We start from the raw sequence: 18,721 nt of genomic DNA, 5'->3' as shown, positions 1-18,721 counted from the left end.
AGCGTCGGCCAAGGGTCGACGAGCCGACGCTGCGACGTTCCGTCTTGCAGATTCCCCTTCTTTCCCTGCGGGAATGGGGTTGCGGCGGCACGCGTATCCCCCATATCGGGCATCGAAGCGGGGTTGACGGGCTCGTCAACTTCGATTGAAGCCTCTCCTTTCGCCTGGTTCGTCCAGGCGGCAGGATTTTGGATCAACCCTAGACGCGACCAGACGGGGACGGACCGAGAAAAACCGGGGCGCTTCTGATAAGGCCCTTGTCACCGCCGTCCGCCATTCGAGGAGCTGCAGGCACACCACATGAGCAAGATTATCGGTATCGACCTTGGCACCACGAACTCGTGCGTGGCCATCATGGACGGCAAGAACCCGAAGGTGATCGAGAACGCCGAAGGCGCTCGCACCACCCCGTCGGTCGTCGCCTTCCTCGAGGACGGCGAGCGCCTGATCGGCCAGCCCGCCAAGCGCCAGGCCGTGACCAACCCGACCAACACCCTGTTCGCCATCAAGCGCCTGATCGGCCGCAACGCGAACGACCCGGTGGTCGAGAAGGACAAGGGCATGGTGCCCTACGAGATCGTCAAGGGCCCGACCGGCGACGCCTGGGTCAAGGCCCATGGCAAGGACTACTCGCCCCAGGAAGTCTCGGCGTTCATCCTGCAGAAGATGAAGGAAGCCGCCGAAGCCCACCTCGGCGAGCCGGTGACCAAGGCGGTCATCACCGTTCCGGCCTATTTCAACGACGCCCAGCGTCAGGCCACCAAGGACGCCGGCAAGATCGCCGGCCTGGAAGTCCTGCGCATCATCAACGAGCCGACCGCGGCGGCCCTGGCCTACGGCCTGGACAAGAACGACGGCAAGAAGATCGCGGTCTACGACCTGGGCGGCGGCACCTTCGACGTCTCGATCCTGGAGATCGGCGACGGCGTGTTCGAGGTGAAGTCGACCAACGGCGACACCTTCCTGGGCGGTGAAGACTTCGACCTTCGGATCGTCGACTACCTGGCCGACGAGTTCAAGAAGGAGCAGGGCGTCGACCTGCGCAAGGACAAGCTGGCCCTCCAGCGCCTGCGCGAGGAAGCCGAGAAGGCCAAGAAGGAGCTGTCGTCGACGGCTCAGTACGAGGTCAACCTGCCGTTCATCAGCATGAACGCCTCGGGCCCGCTGCACCTGAACATCAAGCTGTCGCGCTCCAAGCTGGAAGCCCTGGTTGACGACCTGATCGCCCGCACCATCGGTCCGTGCGAACAGGCCCTCAAGGACGCCGGCCTGAAGAAGAGCGACATCGACGAAGTGATCCTGGTCGGCGGCATGAGCCGCATGCCCAAGGTCCAGCAGGCGGTGCAGGACTTCTTCGGTCGCGAACCCCACAAGGGCGTGAACCCCGATGAAGTCGTGGCGCTGGGCGCGGCCGTTCAGGCCGGCGTGCTGCAAGGCGACGTCAAGGACGTGCTGCTGCTCGACGTGACCCCGTTGACCCTGGGCATCGAGACCCTCGGCGGCGTGTTCACCCCGCTGATCGAACGCAACACCACGATCCCGACCAAGCGCTCGCAGACCTTCTCGACCGCTGACGACAACCAGTCGGCCGTGACCATCCGCGTGTTCCAGGGCGAACGCCCGATGGCCGTGGACAACAAGATCCTCGGCCAGTTCGACCTGGTGGGCATCCCGCCGGCGCCGCGCGGCGTGCCGCAGATCGAGGTCACCTTCGACATCGACGCCAACGGCATCGTCCAGGTCCACGCCAAGGACAAGGCGACCAACAAGGAGCACTCGATCCGCATCCAGGCCAACGGCGGCCTCTCGGACGCCGACATCGAGCGCATGGTCAAGGAAGCCGAGGCCAACAAGGCCGCGGACGAGGAAAAGAAGAAGCTGGTCGAGGCCAAGAACCAAGGCGAGGCGATCCTGCACTCGACCGAGAAGGCCCTGACCGAGCATGGCGACAAGGTCGGCGCGGCCGAGAAGACCGCGATCGAAACCGGCGTCGCCGAGCTGAAGACCGCCCTGGAAGGCGAGGACGTCGAGGCCATCCAGGCCAAGACCCAGGCCCTGATCCAGGCGTCGATGAAGCTGGGCGAGGCCATGTACGCCTCGCAGCAGGGCGGTGAAGGCGCCGAAGGCGGCGCTGAAGCCCCCGCGGACGACGGCGTCGTCGACGCCGAGTTCGAGGAAGTGGACGGCGCCGACAAGCCGGCTTCCTAAGCCATGGACGCGCCGGCGAACGATCCTTCGAGATCCGTTCGCCGGCGCGCTCGTTTTGCGGTGCGCCCGATTGACGCCTTGCGGCGGGGCGCCCCCTCCCCCACCTCTTTCTCGACACCCCCTGTCTTGTTGAGCCTTACGGGCGCCGAACGCTGACGATGCGCGACTATTACGAAATTCTCGGCGTGAACCGGACCTGCGACGACGCGGGCCTGAAATCCGCCTTCCGCAAGCTGGCGATGCAGCACCACCCCGACCGCAACGGCGGTTGCGAGGACGCGAGCGGCCGGTTCAAGGAAATCAACGAGGCCTACAGCGTCCTCTCCGACCCGCAGAAGCGCGCGGCCTACGACCGCTTCGGCCACGCCGGCGTCAACGGCCCGCAAGGCGGACCGGGCGGCATGGGCGGCGGGTTCGACGCCAGCGACATCTTCGGCGACGTGTTCGGCGATGTCTTCGGCGAGATGTTCGGCGGCGGCCGTCGCCAGTCCAACGGCCCCCAGCGCGGCCAGGACCTGCGCTATGACCTGGAGATCTCCCTGGAGCAGGCCTATGCCGGCGCCGAGGTCGAGATCACGGTTCCCGCGGCCATGACCTGCGAGGTCTGCGACGGCTCGGGCGCCAAGCCCGGCACCAGCCCCACCGTCTGCGGCTCGTGCGGCGGCGCCGGCCGCGTGCGCGCCACCCAAGGCTTCTTCTCGGTCGAGCGCGCCTGTCCGCGCTGCGGCGGCTCGGGCCGCCTGGTGCTGGATCCCTGCGCCGGCTGCCATGGCCACGGCCAGGTCCGCAAGGAACGCATCCTGTCGGTCCGCATCCCGGCCGGCGTCGACGACGGCGCCCGGATCCGCCTGGCGGGCGAAGGCGACGCCGGCGTGCGCGGCGGCCCGCGCGGCGACCTCTACCTCTTCCTGTCGGTGACCCCGCACGAACTGTTCGAGCGCGACGGCCTGGATCTTCTGTGCACCGTGCCGGTGCCGATGACCGTGGCCGCCCTGGGCGGCGAGATCGAGGCCCCGTGCCTGAAGGGCGGCGAGACCTGCGACGGCACCTGCCGCGTCAGCGTCAAGGTTCCCGAAGGCGCCCAGACCGGCAAGACCGTCCGCCTGAAGGGCAAGGGCATGCCGTCGCTGCGCAACCGCCAGCGGGGCGATCTGGTGGTCGAACTGTTCGTCGAAACCCCGACCCACCTGTCGGCGCGCCAGAAGGAGCTCCTCAAGGAGCTCGCCGGCCTGTGCGACGACAAGCAGAACCCCAAGTCGGCCAACTTCGTCGGCAAGGCCAAGCGCTTCTGGGAAGAAGTGACGGGGAACTGAGGCTCCGGCGCATCGCGCATCATCCGATCAAGGCTCGCCCCACGGCGGGCCTTTTTCATATCTCCGCCGCCGAACGGCGTTGCGCCCGCCAATATTTGCCCGCATGAGACGAGCCCGAGAATGGGCGCATCTGGGGGCGATCGACGATGGAGGAAGACCCGCGGGGCCTTTTTCAAGACCTTTTCCGTCGCGTCACCAAACGGGCGGCTCAGCGCCCCTATCATGCCTTTACCATGGCCTTCGACCAAGAGATCGAGGCCGACCGGATCGGTGAGATTCTCGGAACCCTGAAGACCGAGGATGCGGCGACCTTGGAGAACGGATGGCTCCGCTTGCTGGCCGATCGGACGCCGTCCCAGGCCGCATTCGAGAGCGTCGACAGAATCCGAGAGGCGTCAACCGTCGAAAGCCGCTCCGACACGGCCGTTTGCCTGCTGCTCGACCAGTCCGGTTCGATGCGCGGCGACAAGATCTTCCACGTCGTCGCGACGGCGGATCGCCTCCAGCGGCTGTTGACGGGTCTGGGCGTGAAGGTCGAGATCCTGGGTTTCACCACCTCGACGTGGCAGGGCGGCAAGTCGCGGTTCGAATGGATTCACCGGGGCCGCCCCGCCGACCCCGGCCGGCTGAGCGATCTCCTGCATATCGTCCATCGTGCAGGCGACGACGCCCGGGTTCTGGGCGAGGATGAGCTGAAGCGCATGCTGCGGCCCGATTTGCTCAAGGAGAACATCGACGGCGAAGCGCTGATGTGGGCCGCGCGTCGATTGCGGCGGCGGCCGGAGGGGCGCAAGATTCTCGTCGTGGTGTCGGACGGCGCGCCCGCCGACGACGCGACCCTGAGCGCCAACGTCCCCGATTACCTCGTCAAGCATCTGGAGCAGGTCATCGCCGACATCGCCGCCGCTGGTGATGTCGTCCTCACCGCCATCGGGGTTGGCGACGACATCTGGCCCAACTATCCCTACGGCGCGAAGGCCGAGGATCCGGCGCGGCTGTCCGACGAGGCGCTGGCCCTGCTGGAACGGCTGCTCACCGCCCGGCCCGCCGACGCCTAGTGATCGGTCCGACCGGCGGCCTTCAGGACCCGAAACAGGCCGAAGAGCCCGCCGATCAGGATGGCGATCCCAGGAGCAGCGCCTTGCCGCGCCCACGTTTGTTCGAACCTATGGCTCAGTTGTCGACGGGGTAATCACCCGGCGCAGGAGCCGTAGGGGCTCGCGTCACGCGGTCGAATAACTTGCAAATTCTGCAAATAATAACTGCGCCCGCCCCCCCCGAAAAACCCCGGTCGCACCCCTTAACGAAAACCGCGACGCTCTGTACTTTCCGGTCGGATGAACGCCCCCGTTTCTCCGCCCGTCCAGACGTTCGACGCCACCGGCGCCACGCCGGTGATGCAGCAGTTCTTCGAGATGAAGACCCGCCAGCCGGACGCGCTGCTGTTCTTCCGGATGGGCGATTTCTACGAGCTCTTTTTCGACGACGCGATCCGCGCGGCCGCCGCCCTGGGCATCTCCCAGACCTTCCGCGGCACCCATGCCGGCCAGCCGATCCCGATGGCCGGCGTGCCGCATCACGCGGCCGAGGCCTATCTGTCGAAGCTGATCCGCATGGGCTTCAAGGTCGCCGTCTGCGAGCAGATGGAAGACCCGGCCGAGGCCAAGAAGCGCGGCTCCAAGTCGGTGGTCCGGCGCGACATCGTCCGCGTCGTGACGCCCGGCACGCTGACCGAGGACGGCCTGCTGGACGCCCGGGGCGCCAACCGCCTCGCGGCGGTGGCCATCCGCGCCGGCCAGGCGGCCGTGGCGGCCGTGGAACTGTCCACCGGCGAGGTCGAGTGCTTCTCGACCGGCAAGGAGGGCGTCGGCCCCCTGCTGGCGGCCCTGTCGCCGTCCGAGACCCTGGTCGCCGACCGCCTGCTGGCCGACGACCACCTGGCCCAGACCCTGAAGATCTGCGGCGGGCTGATTCAACCGATGCCATCCGCCCTGTCGGAGCCGCAGGCTTCGGAGACCCGGGTCAAGCGCCTCTACGGCGTCGACACCCTGGACGGTTTCGGCGGCCTGGCGCCGGCCGAGGTCGGCGCGCTTGGCCTGATCGCCGCCCACCTGGAGATGACCCAGGCCGGCAAGCTGCCGGCCCTGCGCGCGCCCCGCCGCGCGGCCGAGGCCGACGTCATGTCGATCGACCCGGCCACCCGCTCCAGCCTGGAGATCGACCGCACCCAGAACGGCGACCGCAACGGCTCGCTGCTGGCGGCCATCGACCGCACCGTCACGCCCGGCGGCGCGCGCCTGCTGGCCTCGCGCCTGGCCCGCCCCCTGCTCGACCCGGCCGCCATCGACCAGCGCCTGGACGCCGTCGAGTGGTTCGTCGAGCACCGCTCGTTGCGTGAACGCCTGCGCGAGCAGCTGAAGGGCTCGGGCGACATGGCGCGCGCGCTGGCCCGCCTGGCCCTGGGGCGCGGCGGTCCGCGGGATCTCGCGTGCCTGCGCGACGGCCTCAAGACCGGCGAGAAACTGGCCGGCATGGTCGGCGGCTCGGGCGACCCGCTGTCGCCGCCGCCGGTCGAGCTGGAGGGCGCGCTGGCGGCCCTGACGCCGTCGCTGCACCAGGGCGTCTCGCAGCTGCTGAACACCCTGGAAGCAGGCCTTGGCCCCGACCTGCCGGCCCTGGCCCGCGACGGCGGCTTCGTGGCCCCCGGGATCCGTCCCGAGCTCGACCAGGCCCGCGCCCTGCGCGACGACAGCCGCCGGGTCGTGGCCGCCCTGGAACAGCGCCTGATCCAGGAAGCGGGCATCCCGCTGAAGATCCGCCACAACGGCGTGCTCGGCTATTTCGTCGAGGCCACCGCCGGCAAGGCCGATCCGCTGTTCCAGCCGCCGCTGAACGCCACCTTCATCCACCGCCAGACCCTGGCCAACCAGGTGCGCTTCACCACCGTGGAGCTGGCCGACCTGGACGCCCGCATCGCCCAGGCCGCCGAGCGGGCCCTGGCCATGGAAGTGGCCGCCTACGAGGACTGGCGCGCCGAGGCCTGCGCCCTGGCCGAGCCGATCCAGGCCGCCGCCGAGGCCCTGGCCCGCCTGGACGTAGCCTCCAGCCTGGCCGAATGGGCCGAGGACGCCGGCGCCGTGCGTCCGACCGTCGACAAGTCGCTGGCCTTCGAGGCCAAGGCCGCCCGCCACCCAGTGGTCGAGGCCGCGGTGCGCCGCGCCGGCGACCCCTACACCCCCAACGACTGCCGGCTGGACGCCGCCGGGGAGGTCGCCGCGCGCCTTTCCATCGTCACCGGTCCGAACATGGCCGGTAAGTCGACCTTCCTGCGCCAGAACGCCTTGCTGGCCATCCTGGCCCAGGCCGGCTGCTACGTGCCCGCCAAGACCTTCCGGCTGGGCGTCGTCGACCGCCTGTTCAGCCGCGTCGGGGCCGGCGACGACCTGGCGCGCGGTCGCTCGACCTTCATGATGGAGATGGTCGAGACCGCCGCCATCCTGACCCAGGCCACGCCGCGCAGCCTCGTGATCCTCGACGAGATCGGCCGCGGCACCGCCACCTATGACGGCCTGGCCATCGCCTGGGCCTGCGCGGAGTCGCTGCACGACACCAACCGCTGCCGCGCCCTCTTCGCCACGCACTATCACGAGCTGGCGACGCTGGAGGAGCGCATGGCGCACGTCTCCAACCTGTCGCTCCGCGCCAAGGAATGGAACGGCGACCTCGTCTTCCTGCACGAAGCCGCCGACGGTCCGGCCGACCGCTCCTACGGCGTGCAGGTGGCCAAGCTGGCCGGCGTGCCGCCGCAGGTGGTGGCCCGCGCCAAGGAGGTGCTCGACCGCCTGGAGAGCAAGACCGAATCACCGGCCAAGCTCGACGACCTGCCGCTGTTCGCCGCCTCGGCCCCCATCGCCGCGGCGCCTGTCGTTTCGGCGCCCAGCGCCGTGGATGGCGCGCTGAAGGAGCTGGACGTGGACGGCATGAGCCCGCGCGAGGCCCTGGAGGCGCTTTATCGCCTTAAGGGTCTGCTCAAGACCTAGGATCAATCATAGGAGCATGGCGGCGGCCGGTTCCGGTGGTCGCTTTGGCCGCCCGTCTCGGACACCCATATAACCGCCATGCCTCGCCGCCTCCGCCCCACGCCCCTGGAACACGTCGTCGACGGTCACGCCCTGCGCGCGCGCCTGTCGGCCGCCGCCCTGGACGCCATCGGCGACGAGGCCGCCCAGCGCGCACGGGCGATCGACATCCTCAAGCAAGCCCTGTTCCGCGGCCGGATGATCGCCAAGGAGCGGCTGGAGAACGGCGCCGGCGGCCTGGAGACGGCGCGCCTGCTCAGCGGCGTCACCGACGAGGTGATCACCGCCCTCTACGACTTCACGACCGTGCACGTGTTCCGGGCCCGCAACCCCACCGAGGGCGAGCGCCTGGCGCTGCTGGCCGTGGGCGGCTACGGCCGCGCCACCCTGGCCCCGTTCAGCGACATCGATCTGCTGTTCCTGCGGCCCTACAAGCAGACGCCGCACGTCGAGAGCGTGATCGAGTACATGCTCTATGCGCTGTGGGATCTGGGCTTCAAGGTCGGCCACGCCTCGCGCACCATCGAGGAGTGCGTGCGCCTCTCGAAGGAAGACTTCACGATCCGCACCTCGATCCTCGAGGCGCGGCGGCTGACCGGCGACGAGCGCCTGGCCGCCGACCTCAAGAAGCGGTTCCGCGACGAGGTGATGAAGGGCACCGGCCAGCAGTTCGTGGCCGCCAAGCTGAAGGAACGCGACGACCGTCAGGCCCGCGCCGGCGCCAGCCGCTACATGGTCGAGCCCAACGTCAAGGAGGGCAAGGGCGGCCTGCGCGACCTGCACACCCTGATGTGGATCGCCGAGTACCTGCATCCGGTCGACGCGCCGGAGGACGTCTTCAAGATGGAGGTGTTCTCGGGCCGCGAGACCAAGGCCTTCATCCGCGCCTTCGACTTCCTGCACGCCGTGCGCGCCCACCTGCACTTCACCACCGGCCGGCCCGAAGAGCGACTGACCTTCGACCTTCAGCCCGAGATCGCCCGCCGCATGGGCTATGGCGACCGGGGCGACGCCCCGGCGGTCGAGCGCTTCATGCGCCGCTACTTCCTGATCGCCAAAGAGGTGGGGGCCCTCACCCGCGCCTTCTCGGCCAAGCTGGAAGCCGAGCACTTCAAGAACGAGCCCAAGGGCATCTCGCGCTTCCTTCCGGGCGGCAAGCCCAAGCGCAAGGCCCTGGACGCCCCGGGCTTCTATGAGGACGGCGGACGCCTGAACATCGACGGGCCGGAGATCTTCGAGACCGATCCAGTCAACCTGATCCGGCTGTTCAAGATCGCCGACGAGCGCGACCTTGATCTGCATCCCGACGCCTTCACCGCCGTGACCCGCAACCTCGCCCTGATCACCTCGAAGGTGCGGCGCGATCCGGAGGCCACGCGGGCCTTCCTTGACCTCTTGGCGCGCGGCAAGCGCAGCTACCGCACCCTGACCCTGATGAACGACGCCGGCGTGCTGGGCCGCTTCATCCCAGAGTTCGGCCGCGTCGTCGCCCAGATGCAGTTCAACATGTACCACTCGTACACGGTGGACGAGCACACCCTGCGGGCCGTCGGCCTGATCGGCGACATGGCGGCCGGACGTCTGCAGGACGACCACCCGCTGGCCGTGTCGATCATGCCGCTGATTGAGGACCGCGAGGCCCTGTTCCTGGCCATGTTGCTGCACGACACCGGCAAGGGCGGCGTGGGCGGCCAGGAGAAGGCCGGGGCCCGATCGGCCCGCAGCGCCTGCGAGCGCCTAGGGGTCGAGCGCAGCAAGGTCGAGCTGGTCGCCTGGCTGGTCGAGAACCACCTCGTGATGAGCGACTTCGCCCAGAAGCGCGACGTGTCGGATCCCGGCACCGTGGCGGCCTTCGCCCGCATCGTCGAGAACCCCGAGCGCCTGCGCCTGCTGCTGGTCATCACCGTGGCCGATATCCGGGCCGTGGGGCCCGGCGTGTGGAACGGCTGGAAGGGCCAGCTGCTGCGCGAGCTCTACAACGCCACGGAGGCGGTTTTCCGGGGCGGCCGGGGCAGTGACGCCACCGCCAACGTTCAACGCCACCAGGAGGCCGCCGCAGCGGCCGCACGCGAGACCCTGATCGCCGCAGACCCCGCCGCCAAGGGCTGGGCCGCGGCCATGGAGGACGCCTATTTCGGCGCCTTCAGCCCGCAGGACCTGCTCGACCATGCCGCCCTGGCCCGCCGGGCCGCCATCCAGGGCGGCGCGGCCGCCGAGGGCAAGGTCAATCCCGGCGCCAACGCCGCCGAGATCGTCGTCGCCGCCAAGGACCGTCGCGGCCTGTTCGCCGACCTGGCCCTGGCCATCTCCTCGCTGGGCGGCAACGTCGTGGGGGCTCGGGTCTTCACCTCACGCCAGGGCCAGGCCCTCGACGTGTTCTACGTGCAGGACGTCACTGGCGCGCCGCTCGGCTGCGAGAACCCGCGCGCCCTGCGCCGCCTGGCCGACGCGCTGGAAGCGGCCGGCCGAGGCGAGGGCGTCAATGTCGAGGCCCGGCGCGGCGGCGAGCTGGCCCGCACGGCCGCCTTCGCCATCGCCCCGACCGTGGTCATCGACAACGAGGCCTCGCACGAGGCCACGGTGGTGGAGGCCTCCGGTCGCGACCGTCCGGGCCTGCTGCAGGCCCTGGCCCGCACCCTGGCCGACAACGGCCTGTCCATCCAATCGGCCCACATCGACGGCTATGGCGAGCGGGCGGTCGACGCCTTCTACGTGCAGACGGCCGAGGGCGGGAAGCTGGCCGACGGCCGCAAGGTCTCGGCGCTGAAGAGCGACCTGCTGTCGGCGCTGGAACAGAACGAGGCGGGCGCGCCCAGCACCCGTCCGGGCCTCAAGCGCGCGCGGGCCAGCGTCGCGCGCTGACGCGCGTCGATCACACGCTCTCGACCCGGTCTCCACCGAATCTCTCCGCGAAAGCGGGGAATGACGGCTCGGGTCTGGCGGAGGGGCGATCGCCTGTCCGCCCCCGGGGGAACGCGGCGCCCCGGACAGCGATTCGAGATTCGGGTCAAACTATTCGGCGGCGGCGACGTCGCCTGCTTGTGGAAAAATTCCGCCGCCGGAGCTTTCGATCAAGCGCGACTGGAAGCGGTTTTTCCTTACCTGACAAGGGATTAGGCGAAAACTCCGCCCTCCCCGCCCTCGCCTGTGGCGAACGGCGCGCCCCAGGATACGGCCGCGCCTTTCTTCATGCGCCACAGAAGACCCCGAAAACAGGGTCGATCAGACGCCCCGCGTCAGGCGGTTGCACAGATCGTCCAGCTGCTCGAGCGTCGCGTAGCGGACGATCAGCGAGCCGGCGCCGCCGCGATGGTCGATCTCGACATCGAGGCCCAGCACCGACGACAGGTCGGCTTCGAGGGCCTGGGTGTCGGTGTCCTTGGCGCGCGGCGCACGCGGCGGCGCCGAGCCGCCGTTCTTGGCGCGCGGGGTCGCATCGCCGGTCTGGGCGACGCGGGCCAGGGTCTCGGTCTCGCGCACCGAGAGGCCGCCGTCGATGACCTGCTGGGCCAGCGCGCCCGGATCAGCGGCCGTGGCGATGGCGCGGGCGTGGCCGGCCGTCAGGGCGCCGGTGACCAGGTGCTGCTGCACCGCCTCGGGCAGCGCCAGCAGGCGTAGGGTGTTGGCCACGTGGCTGCGGCTCTTGCCGATCGTCTGGGCGATGGCGTCCTGGGTGCGGCCGAACTTGTCCATCAGCACGCGGTAACTCAGCGCCTCTTCGAGGATGTTGAGGTCCGAGCGCTGGACGTTCTCGATGATGCCGATCTCGAGCACGGCCAGGTCGTCGAGCTCGCGCACGATGATCGGCACGCTCTTGAGGCCGGCGCGCTGGGCGGCGCGCCAGCGACGCTCGCCGGCGACGATCTGGTACTCGCCCGGAGCGCCCGGCGCCGGCCGCACGAGGATCGGCTGCAGCACGCCCTTCTCGGCGATCGAGTTGGAAAGTTCTACCAGGTCTTCCTCGCGGAAGGTCCGGCGGGGCTGGTCGGGATTACGCTTCAGCAGCTCGATCGGCGCCTCGCGCGAGCCGGCGGTATTGTCGCCCGGCGCCTGGGCCGGAGCGGCTTCGACCTCGCCCAGCAGCGCCGACAGACCGCGACCCAGACCCCGACGGCCTTCCGACATCCCCGCTTCACCGACCACGACCATCTCCTCGAAACTTCAACTTCAATAACGACTTGGGCCTGTATCCTCAGGCCGGCGCTCAAATGGTAGGCCCTGTGGATCAGGCGGCCTGGGCCTGGCGGTCCTTCTCGCGGCTGATCACCTCGCGGGCCAGTCGCAGGTAGGCCTGCGAACCGGCGCACTTGAGGTCGTAGAGCAGCACCGGCTTGCCGAAGGACGGCGCCTCCGACACCCGGACGTTCCGCGGTATGACCGCGTCGTACACCTTGTCGCCGAAATGCTCGCGCACGTCGCGGGCCACCTGCTCGGAGAGGCTGTTGCGGCGATCGTACATGGTCAGCACCACGCCCTGGATCTCCAGGCGCGGGTTCAGGCTGCCGCGCACGCGCTCGATGGTGCGGATCAGCTGGGTCAGGCCTTCCAGGGCGAAGAACTCGCACTGCAGCGGCACGAACACGGCGTCGGCGGCGGTCATGGCGTTGACCGTCAGCACGTTCAGCGACGGCGGGCAGTCGATCAGCACATAGGTGTAGGGGCCGTTGGCGCGCAGCGGCTCCAGGGCGTCGCGCAGACGGTACGAGCGCCGCGCCACCTGGCCCAGTTCGAGCTCGACGCCCGACAGGTCGGCGTCGGCCGGGATCACGTCCAGGCCCGGCAGCGAGGTCTGCACGGCGGCTTCGATCACCGGCGCTTCGCCCATCAACACGTCGTACAGCGTCTTCTTGCGCTGCAGGCGGCCGATCCCCAGGCCCGTGGAGCAGTTGCCCTGCGGGTCGGCGTCGATCAGCAGGACGCGCTCGCCGCAGGCGGCCAGCGCCGTGCCCAGGTTGATGGCCGTGGTGGTCTTGCCCACCCCGCCCTTCTGGTTGGCGACCGCCAGGACTCTCAGCTCAGACTTTGCGGACACGGCTCAGCCCCTTGATTTGCACGACATGGCCGCGCGGGTCGCTCTTGGAGCCCCGCACGTCCGACTCGAACTTCCAGGTCTTCTCGGCTTCAGCGATCTCGGCGGCGACCTCCTGGCCCTTCAGGAACCAGGCGACCGCGCCGCGCTTGAAATAGGGTTGCGAGTATTCCAGCAGGCGCGGCATCGGCGCGCAGGCCCGGGCCGTGACCACCTGCACCTTGAGGTCCAGGCTTTCGGCGCGGGCGTTGTGGATCTCGACCGGCAGGTCGAGCTCGCGGCAGACGGCGTCGAGGAAGCGGCAGCGCTTGGCCATGCTCTCGACGAGGTGGACCTTGGCCCCCGGAACGGCCTTCAGCAGGATCGCCAGCACCACGCCGGGCAGGCCGGCGCCGGCGCCCAGGTCGGCCCAGGTCTTGGCCTCCGGCGCGAAGGTCAGAAGCTGGGCGCTGTCCCAGGCGTGGCGGTTCCAGTAGGCGGCCATAGAGGCCGGGCCGACGAGGTTCATCACCTCGTTCCACTCGGCCAGCAGCTCGCGATAGCGCGCCAGGTCGGCGACCTGGGCGTCGGACGACCCCGTCAGCCTCTGGAAGGCCGCGGCGTCGACCGGGTCGAGCGTTTCGATGACGAGATTTGCAACAGCCATCAGGCGGCCCGGCCCCGTCGCACGTGGGCCAGCAGGGCCGTCAGGGCGCCGGGGGTGACCCCCTCGATGCGGGCCGCCTGGCCCAGCGTCAGGGGCTTCACCCGGATCAGCTTCTCGCGCACCTCGTTGGAGAGGCTGCCGATGTCGCGATAGTCGAGGTCGGTCGGCAGGCGCAGGTCCTCGTCCTTGCGCAGGGACTCCGCATCGGCGCGCTGGCGGTCGAGATAGCCGGCATAGGCAGCCTCGATCTCGATCTGCTCGCGGGCCATCGGGCTCCAGTCGGCGATCTCGGGCCACACCCGGACCAGGTCGTCGAGACCCACGTCCGGATAGGCCAGCATGGCCAGGACATCGCGGCGCTGGCCGTCGGCATTGACCTTGAAGCCGGCCTTCACGGCCTCGGCCGGGGTCATGTTCAGGGTGCGGGCGCGGCCGCGCACGGTCTCCAGTTCGGCCTTCTTGGCGGCCCAGGCGCCGGCGCGAACCTCGCCCACGACGCCCAGTCCGACGCCGCGCTCGGTCAGGCGCTGGTCGGCGTTGTCGGCGCGCAGGGTCAGGCGGAACTCGGCCCGGCTGGTGAACATGCGGTAGGGCTCGGTGACGCCACGGGTGACGAGGTCGTCGATCATGACGCCGATATAGGCCTCGTCGCGCGCGAAGACGGCCGGCTCCTTGCCCAAGGCGGAAAGGGCCGCGTTCATGCCGGCGACCAGGCCCTGCGCCCCGGCCTCTTCATAGCCCGTCGTGCCGTTGATCTGGCCGGCCAGATAGAGGCCCGGCAGGCGCTTGGTCTCCAGCGTGACGTAAAGCTCGCGCGGATCGACATAGTCGTATTCGATCGCATAGCCGTAGCGGATCACCTCCACGGCCTCGAGGCCGGGGATGGTGCGCAGGAACAGAAGCTGGGTTTCGGCCGAGACCGAGGTCGAGACGCCGTTGGGATAGACGGTGTCGTCGTCCAGGCCTTCCGGCTCCAGGAACACCTGGTGGCTGGTCTTGTCGGCGAAGCGGACGACCTTGTCCTCGATCGACGGGCAATAGCGCGGGCCGATCCCCGTGGCGCGGCCGCCATAGACGGCGGACTCGTCCAGGCGATCGGCGATGATCTTGTGGGTTTCCTCGGTCGTGAAGGTGATGCCGCAGCGGATCTGCGGCACGTCGATCTTCTCGTTGAGGAACGAGAACGGCACGGGCTCTTCGTCGGCCGCCTGCATGTCGAGGCGGTCCCAGGCGATGGTCTTGCCGTCGAGACGGGCGGGCGTGCCGGTCTTCAGGCGGCCCATGTCGAAGCCCAGGCCGTAGAGTCGGTCCGACAGGCCGATCGACGGCTGGTCGCCGACGCGGCCGGCGGGAATGCGAGTCTCGCCCTGGTGGATGACGCCCTTGAGGAAGGTGCCGGTCGTCAGCACCACCTTGGGGGCGCGGTAGACGACCCCCTCCCCGTCGACGGCGCCGGCCACGTGGCCGTCCTCGACGATCAGGTCTTCGGCCGCGGCCGCGATGACGTCGAGGTTGGGATAGGCGAACAGCTCGGCCTGCATGGCCTCGCGATAGAGCTTGCGGTCGATCTGCGAGCGCGGGCCGCGAACGGCCGGGCCCTTCGACCGATTGAGCATGCGGAACTGGATGCCGGCCTTGTCGGCCATGCGGCCCATCAGGCCGTCCAGGGCGTCGATCTCGCGCACCAGATGGCCCTTGCCCAGGCCGCCGATGGCCGGGTTGCACGACATCTCGCCGACGGTTTCACGTTTGTGGGTCAGAAGCAGGGTGCGCGCGCCGGTGCGCGCGGACGCCGCCGCGGCTTCACAACCGGCATGACCGCCGCCGATGACGATGACGTCCCAGGACTGGGGCGAAGAGTTGGACAAGGGAGAAACGCGCCTCAATGCGGAACGCCCCCGACCCAGCGGGAGCGTGCGTGACTTATAGCTTCAAGCCGCCCTGTGGGCGAGTCGAGTCCGGGGCGTTTCACGTGAAACGCGGTGCGCGTATCTGTGGTCAGGCTGTGGACGGTTCAAGCCCCTGTTCCACGTGAAACATTCACTTTCCAATGCAGAAGCTTGAAAAGACACGGTCAAGCACGTCTTCCGGATCGATGCGGCCTGTGATCCTGGAAAGTGCACGGGAAGCCAGGCGAACGTCCTCCGCTGCCAGTTCCACGTCGTGCTTTTCGGCCAGGGCGCGGTCCAGATAGACCCTCGCCTCTCCCAGGCGTTCGGCGTGGCGGATGCGGGTCGCGGCCGGAAACTCGGCGCCCGACAGGGCTTCGACCACGTGAGCGGTCAGGGCGGCGCGGATCGGATCGGCCCCCTCCTCCCGCGCCGACAGCGCCACCACGTGCAATCCCAGCTGCGCCGTCTGGGCCCGTATGGCCGCCACGGCGGCCGGCTCTACCAGATCGATCTTGTTGATCACCAGCCAGTCGCCGGCGCGGACAATTGCGTGGTGTTCAGAATGTTTCACGTGAAACTCGCCGGCGTCGACGACCCACAGACGCAGGTCCGCCTCCTCGGCCCAGACCCGCGCCCGGCGCACGCCCTCGGCCTCGATGTCGTCGGCCGTCTCGCGGATACCGGCCGTATCGGCCAGCAGCGCCTTGTAGCCGCCCAGCACCAGGGGAACCTCGATGACGTCCCGCGTGGTGCCCGGGGTGGCGGTGACGATCGCGGCGTCGCGCTCGGCTAGCGCATTCAATAGCGTGCTCTTGCCGGCGTTCGGGGCGCCGACCAAGGCGATGCGGAAACCGTCCCGCACCCGGCGACCACGTGCGACATCGGCCAGGGCCGTATCGATCTCGCCGGCCAGGGTCTGCAGTCCGGGCCGAGCGCGCGCCGCCACGTCTTCGGGCAGCTCCTCGTCTGGGAAGTCGACGGCGGCTTCCAGCATGGCCAGGGCCTGGACCAGCAGATCGCGCCAGGCGTCATAGCGGCGGCCCAAGGCGCCGCCCAGCTGGCCCAGCGCCTGCTTGCGCTGGCCCTCAGTCTCGGCGTCGATCAGATCACCCACGGCCTCGGCCTGGGCCAGGTCGAGCTTGCCGTGCTGGAAAGCCCGCCGTGTGAACTCTCCCGGCTCGGCCAGCCGCAGGCCAAGGGCCGACAGCGCTCCAAGCAGCGCCTCGACGACCGCCCTGCCCCCGTGCACGTGAAACTCGGCGGCGTCCTCGCCGGTGTAGCTGGCCGGTCCCTGGAACCACAGCACCAGGGCGTCGTCGAGCGCGACGCCGTCGTGGCGCAGGGTCCGCAAGGCCGCCTGGCGCGGCTTGGGCAGGTTTCCCGTGAGGGCGCGAACGGCGTGCGCGCTGGCGGGACCCGAGACGCGGATCACCGCCACGGCGGCGCGGCCGGCCGCCGTGGCCGGCGCGTAGATCGTATCGACCATCAGATCAGTCGCGCTTGCCGACCGCCGCTCCGGCCGCGGCCGTCATCAGCTTGCGGAAGCTGTCCTGGGCCCCGGCCCCGAACGCCATCCAGTTCTTCAGCAGCTCCTCAGGCGCCAGCATCGCCATGTTGGCGTCCATGCGGGCCTGCATCTCCTTGACGAGATGGTCGTTCAATCCGCTCACGTCGGGCAGGCCCAGGAAGGCCCGCGCTTCGACCGGGGTGCAGTCGATCTCGATCGTCATCTTCATCGAAAAAGTTCCCTGGCGGCAGGCCACGAGATTGTGACGCCGCGCACTGCTCGGGGCAGGTTAGAGCGCTTCGGTCGAAAGTCCCATCGACGGCTTATTGTATGTGGAGAGCCCCATGAGCGAGACCCTCACGATCAACACGCCCGATGGCGACTTCTCGGCCTATGTGGCGCGCCCCGCCACGGGAGACGCTCCGCCGGCCATCGTCGTCATCCAGGAGATCTTCGGCGTCAACCAGGTGATGCGCGACGTCTGCGACAAGCTGGCCGGCGAAGGCTTCCTGGCCGTGTGCCCCGATCTCTTCTGGCGGATCGAGCCCGGCATCGACATCACCGACAAGTCGGAAGCCGAGTGGAAGAAGGCCTTCGAACTGTTCAACGCGTTCGACGTGGACGCCGGCGTCGCCGACATCGACGCCACCATCGACGCCATCCGCCCGCAGTCCTCGGGCAAGGTCGGCGCGGTCGGCTACTGCCTGGGCGGTCTGCTGGCCTTTCTGACGGCGACCCGCACCGACGCCGACGCCTCGGTTTCCTATTACGGCGTCGGCCTCGAGAAGCATGTCGGCGAGGCCGAGAAGCTGGAGAAGCCGCTGCTGCTGCACGTGGCCGAGGAAGACCAGTTCGTGCCCAAGGAAGCCCAGCAGGTGATCTTCGCCGCGCTGAAGGATCACCCGCAGATCACGCTTCATACCTATGCCGGCCGCGACCACGCTTTCGCGCGTGAAGGCGGCGACCACTATGACGCCGCCGACGCCTCGCTCGCCAATGGCCGCAGCCTGGCCTTCTTCAAGAAGACCCTCGCCTGATGCTGGCCGTCGAAGCCAAGGCCGCCGGCGGGCCCGAGGTTCTGGAGGTCGTCGAGCGCGACCTCCCCTCGCCCGGCCCCGGCCAGATCCTCGTCCGCCATGCGGCCGTCGGTCTGAACTTCATCGACACCTATCACCGCTCGGGACTCTATCCGGTGAAGTACCCGCAGGTGCTGGGCCTGGAGGCCGCCGGCCACGTGGAGGCGATAGGTGAAGGCGTCACCCGCTTCGCCGTCGGTGACCGCGTCGCCTATAACGGCACGATGGGCGCCTATGCGCAGGCCTCGGTGGTTCCCGCCGACCGGGCCGTCAAGGTTCCCGACGGCGTCGACCTGGAGGTCGCCGCCGCCGTCCTGCTCAAGGGCATGACGGCCGAGTTCCTGATCCGCCGCTGCTTCCCCGTGAAGGCCGGCCAGACGGTGCTTGTCCACGCGGCCGCCGGCGGCGTCGGCCAGATCCTGGTGCAGTGGGCCAAGGCCCTGGGCGCCAGCGTCATCGCCACCGTCGGCTCGGAGGCCAAGGCCCAGATCGTGCGCGACCTCGGCGCCGACCACGTGATCCTCTACGACCACGAAGACGTCGCCGCCCGCGTCGCCGAGATCACCGGCGGGGCCGGCGTGCCGGTCGTGTATGACGGCGTCGGCAAGGACACCTTCCAGGGCAGCCTCAAGAGCCTGGGCCGTCGCGGTGTTCTGGTCACCTATGGCAACGCCTCGGGTCCCGTCCCGCCGTTCGCGCCTCTGGAGCTCGGCGCCAAGTCGGCCTTCATCACCCGCCCTCGCCTGTTCGACTACATCGTCACGACCGACGAGCTCGACGAGAGCGCCGCGGCCCTGTTCGAGGTCCTGGCCTCGGGCGCGGTGAAGATCGACATCGGCCAGCGCTTCCCGCTGGCGGAGGCCCGCGCGGCGCACGAGGCGCTGGAAGGGCGGAAGACGACCGGCGCGACGGTGCTGGTACCGTAAGCCGGATGCTCCCCTCCTGGGGGAGCTTTCGCGGAGCGACTGAGG

General features: G+C 69.3%; 13 protein-coding genes. 7 read left to right on the top strand and 6 right to left on the bottom strand.

Translation table 11 applies throughout. The features are described 5' to 3' along the window. The first annotated feature begins 300 nt into the window (after positions 1-300). The 5 genes from dnaK to G5B46_RS10815 all read left to right on the top strand — a co-directional run bounded on the left by dnaK (position 301) and on the right by G5B46_RS10815 (position 10,462). On the top strand, positions 301-2,208 hold the full coding sequence (gene dnaK, locus G5B46_RS10835) for a molecular chaperone DnaK (RefSeq protein WP_165258617.1): 1,908 nt from the start codon (positions 301-303) through the stop codon (positions 2,206-2,208). Between the two features lie 158 nt (positions 2,209-2,366). Beyond that, positions 2,367-3,521 (top strand): molecular chaperone DnaJ, encoded by a 1,155-nt coding sequence (gene dnaJ / locus G5B46_RS10830; protein ID WP_165258615.1) that lies wholly within the window; start codon positions 2,367-2,369, stop codon positions 3,519-3,521. 146 nt (positions 3,522-3,667) lie between these two features. After that, on the top strand, positions 3,668-4,579 hold the full coding sequence (locus G5B46_RS10825; protein WP_165258613.1) for a cobalamin biosynthesis protein CobT: 912 nt from the start codon (positions 3,668-3,670) through the stop codon (positions 4,577-4,579). Positions 4,580-4,858: 279 nt separating this feature from the next. Further along, positions 4,859-7,561, top strand: a complete 2,703-nt coding sequence (gene mutS, locus G5B46_RS10820; RefSeq protein WP_165258611.1) for a DNA mismatch repair protein MutS — start codon at positions 4,859-4,861, stop codon at positions 7,559-7,561. Between the two features lie 78 nt (positions 7,562-7,639). Beyond that, positions 7,640-10,462 carry a [protein-PII] uridylyltransferase gene (locus G5B46_RS10815; protein ID WP_165258609.1) on the top strand — a complete coding sequence of 941 codons (2,823 nt, stop codon included), beginning with the start codon at positions 7,640-7,642 and terminating at the stop codon, positions 10,460-10,462. A 360-nt stretch (positions 10,463-10,822) separates the two neighbouring features. Here the strand turns inward: G5B46_RS10815 and G5B46_RS10810 are convergent, their stop codons facing one another. From G5B46_RS10810 to G5B46_RS10785, 6 genes are all read right to left on the bottom strand, one after another. Further along, on the bottom strand, positions 10,823-11,725 hold the full coding sequence (locus G5B46_RS10810; protein WP_165258947.1) for a ParB/RepB/Spo0J family partition protein: 903 nt from the start codon (positions 11,723-11,725) through the stop codon (positions 10,823-10,825). 100 nt (positions 11,726-11,825) lie between these two features. Next, positions 11,826-12,632: a ParA family protein gene (locus G5B46_RS10805; protein WP_165258607.1), complete on the bottom strand. Its 807-nt coding sequence runs from the start codon at positions 12,630-12,632 to the stop codon at positions 11,826-11,828. Further along, a complete protein-coding gene (gene rsmG, locus G5B46_RS10800; RefSeq protein ID WP_165258605.1) occupies positions 12,616-13,275 on the bottom strand; it encodes a 16S rRNA (guanine(527)-N(7))-methyltransferase RsmG in 660 nt (219 codons plus the stop codon). The genes G5B46_RS10805 and rsmG overlap by 17 nt, the downstream gene beginning before the upstream one ends. Beyond that, positions 13,275-15,143 carry a tRNA uridine-5-carboxymethylaminomethyl(34) synthesis enzyme MnmG gene (gene mnmG, locus G5B46_RS10795; protein WP_165258603.1) on the bottom strand — a complete coding sequence of 623 codons (1,869 nt, stop codon included), beginning with the start codon at positions 15,141-15,143 and terminating at the stop codon, positions 13,275-13,277. The genes rsmG and mnmG overlap by 1 nt, the downstream gene beginning before the upstream one ends. A gap of 172 nt (positions 15,144-15,315) precedes the next feature. Continuing rightward, positions 15,316-16,653 (bottom strand): tRNA uridine-5-carboxymethylaminomethyl(34) synthesis GTPase MnmE, encoded by a 1,338-nt coding sequence (mnmE, locus tag G5B46_RS10790; protein ID WP_165258601.1) that lies wholly within the window; start codon positions 16,651-16,653, stop codon positions 15,316-15,318. A 4-nt stretch (positions 16,654-16,657) separates the two neighbouring features. Beyond that, complete coding sequence (locus G5B46_RS10785) at positions 16,658-16,903, bottom strand: DUF6489 family protein (protein ID WP_058347082.1); 246 nt, start codon at positions 16,901-16,903, stop codon at positions 16,658-16,660. A 115-nt stretch (positions 16,904-17,018) separates the two neighbouring features. On the opposite strand from G5B46_RS10785, the gene G5B46_RS10780 reads away from it, so the two are divergent. Both G5B46_RS10780 and G5B46_RS10775 read left to right on the top strand, forming a co-directional pair. Further along, entirely contained in the window at positions 17,019-17,711 is a 693-nt protein-coding gene (locus tag G5B46_RS10780; RefSeq protein WP_165258599.1) for a dienelactone hydrolase family protein, read from the top strand. Beyond that, positions 17,711-18,676 carry a quinone oxidoreductase gene (locus G5B46_RS10775; protein WP_165258597.1) on the top strand — a complete coding sequence of 322 codons (966 nt, stop codon included), beginning with the start codon at positions 17,711-17,713 and terminating at the stop codon, positions 18,674-18,676. Before G5B46_RS10780 ends, G5B46_RS10775 begins: the two co-directional genes overlap by 1 nt. Positions 18,677-18,721 lie beyond the last annotated feature (45 nt).

This window comes from Caulobacter sp. 602-2 (genome assembly GCF_011043625.1).
Classification (GTDB): Bacteria; Pseudomonadota; Alphaproteobacteria; order Caulobacterales; family Caulobacteraceae; genus Caulobacter.
Note: the sequence above shows the minus strand (reverse complement) of the source record. Positions and strands in the feature narration are given on the sequence as shown.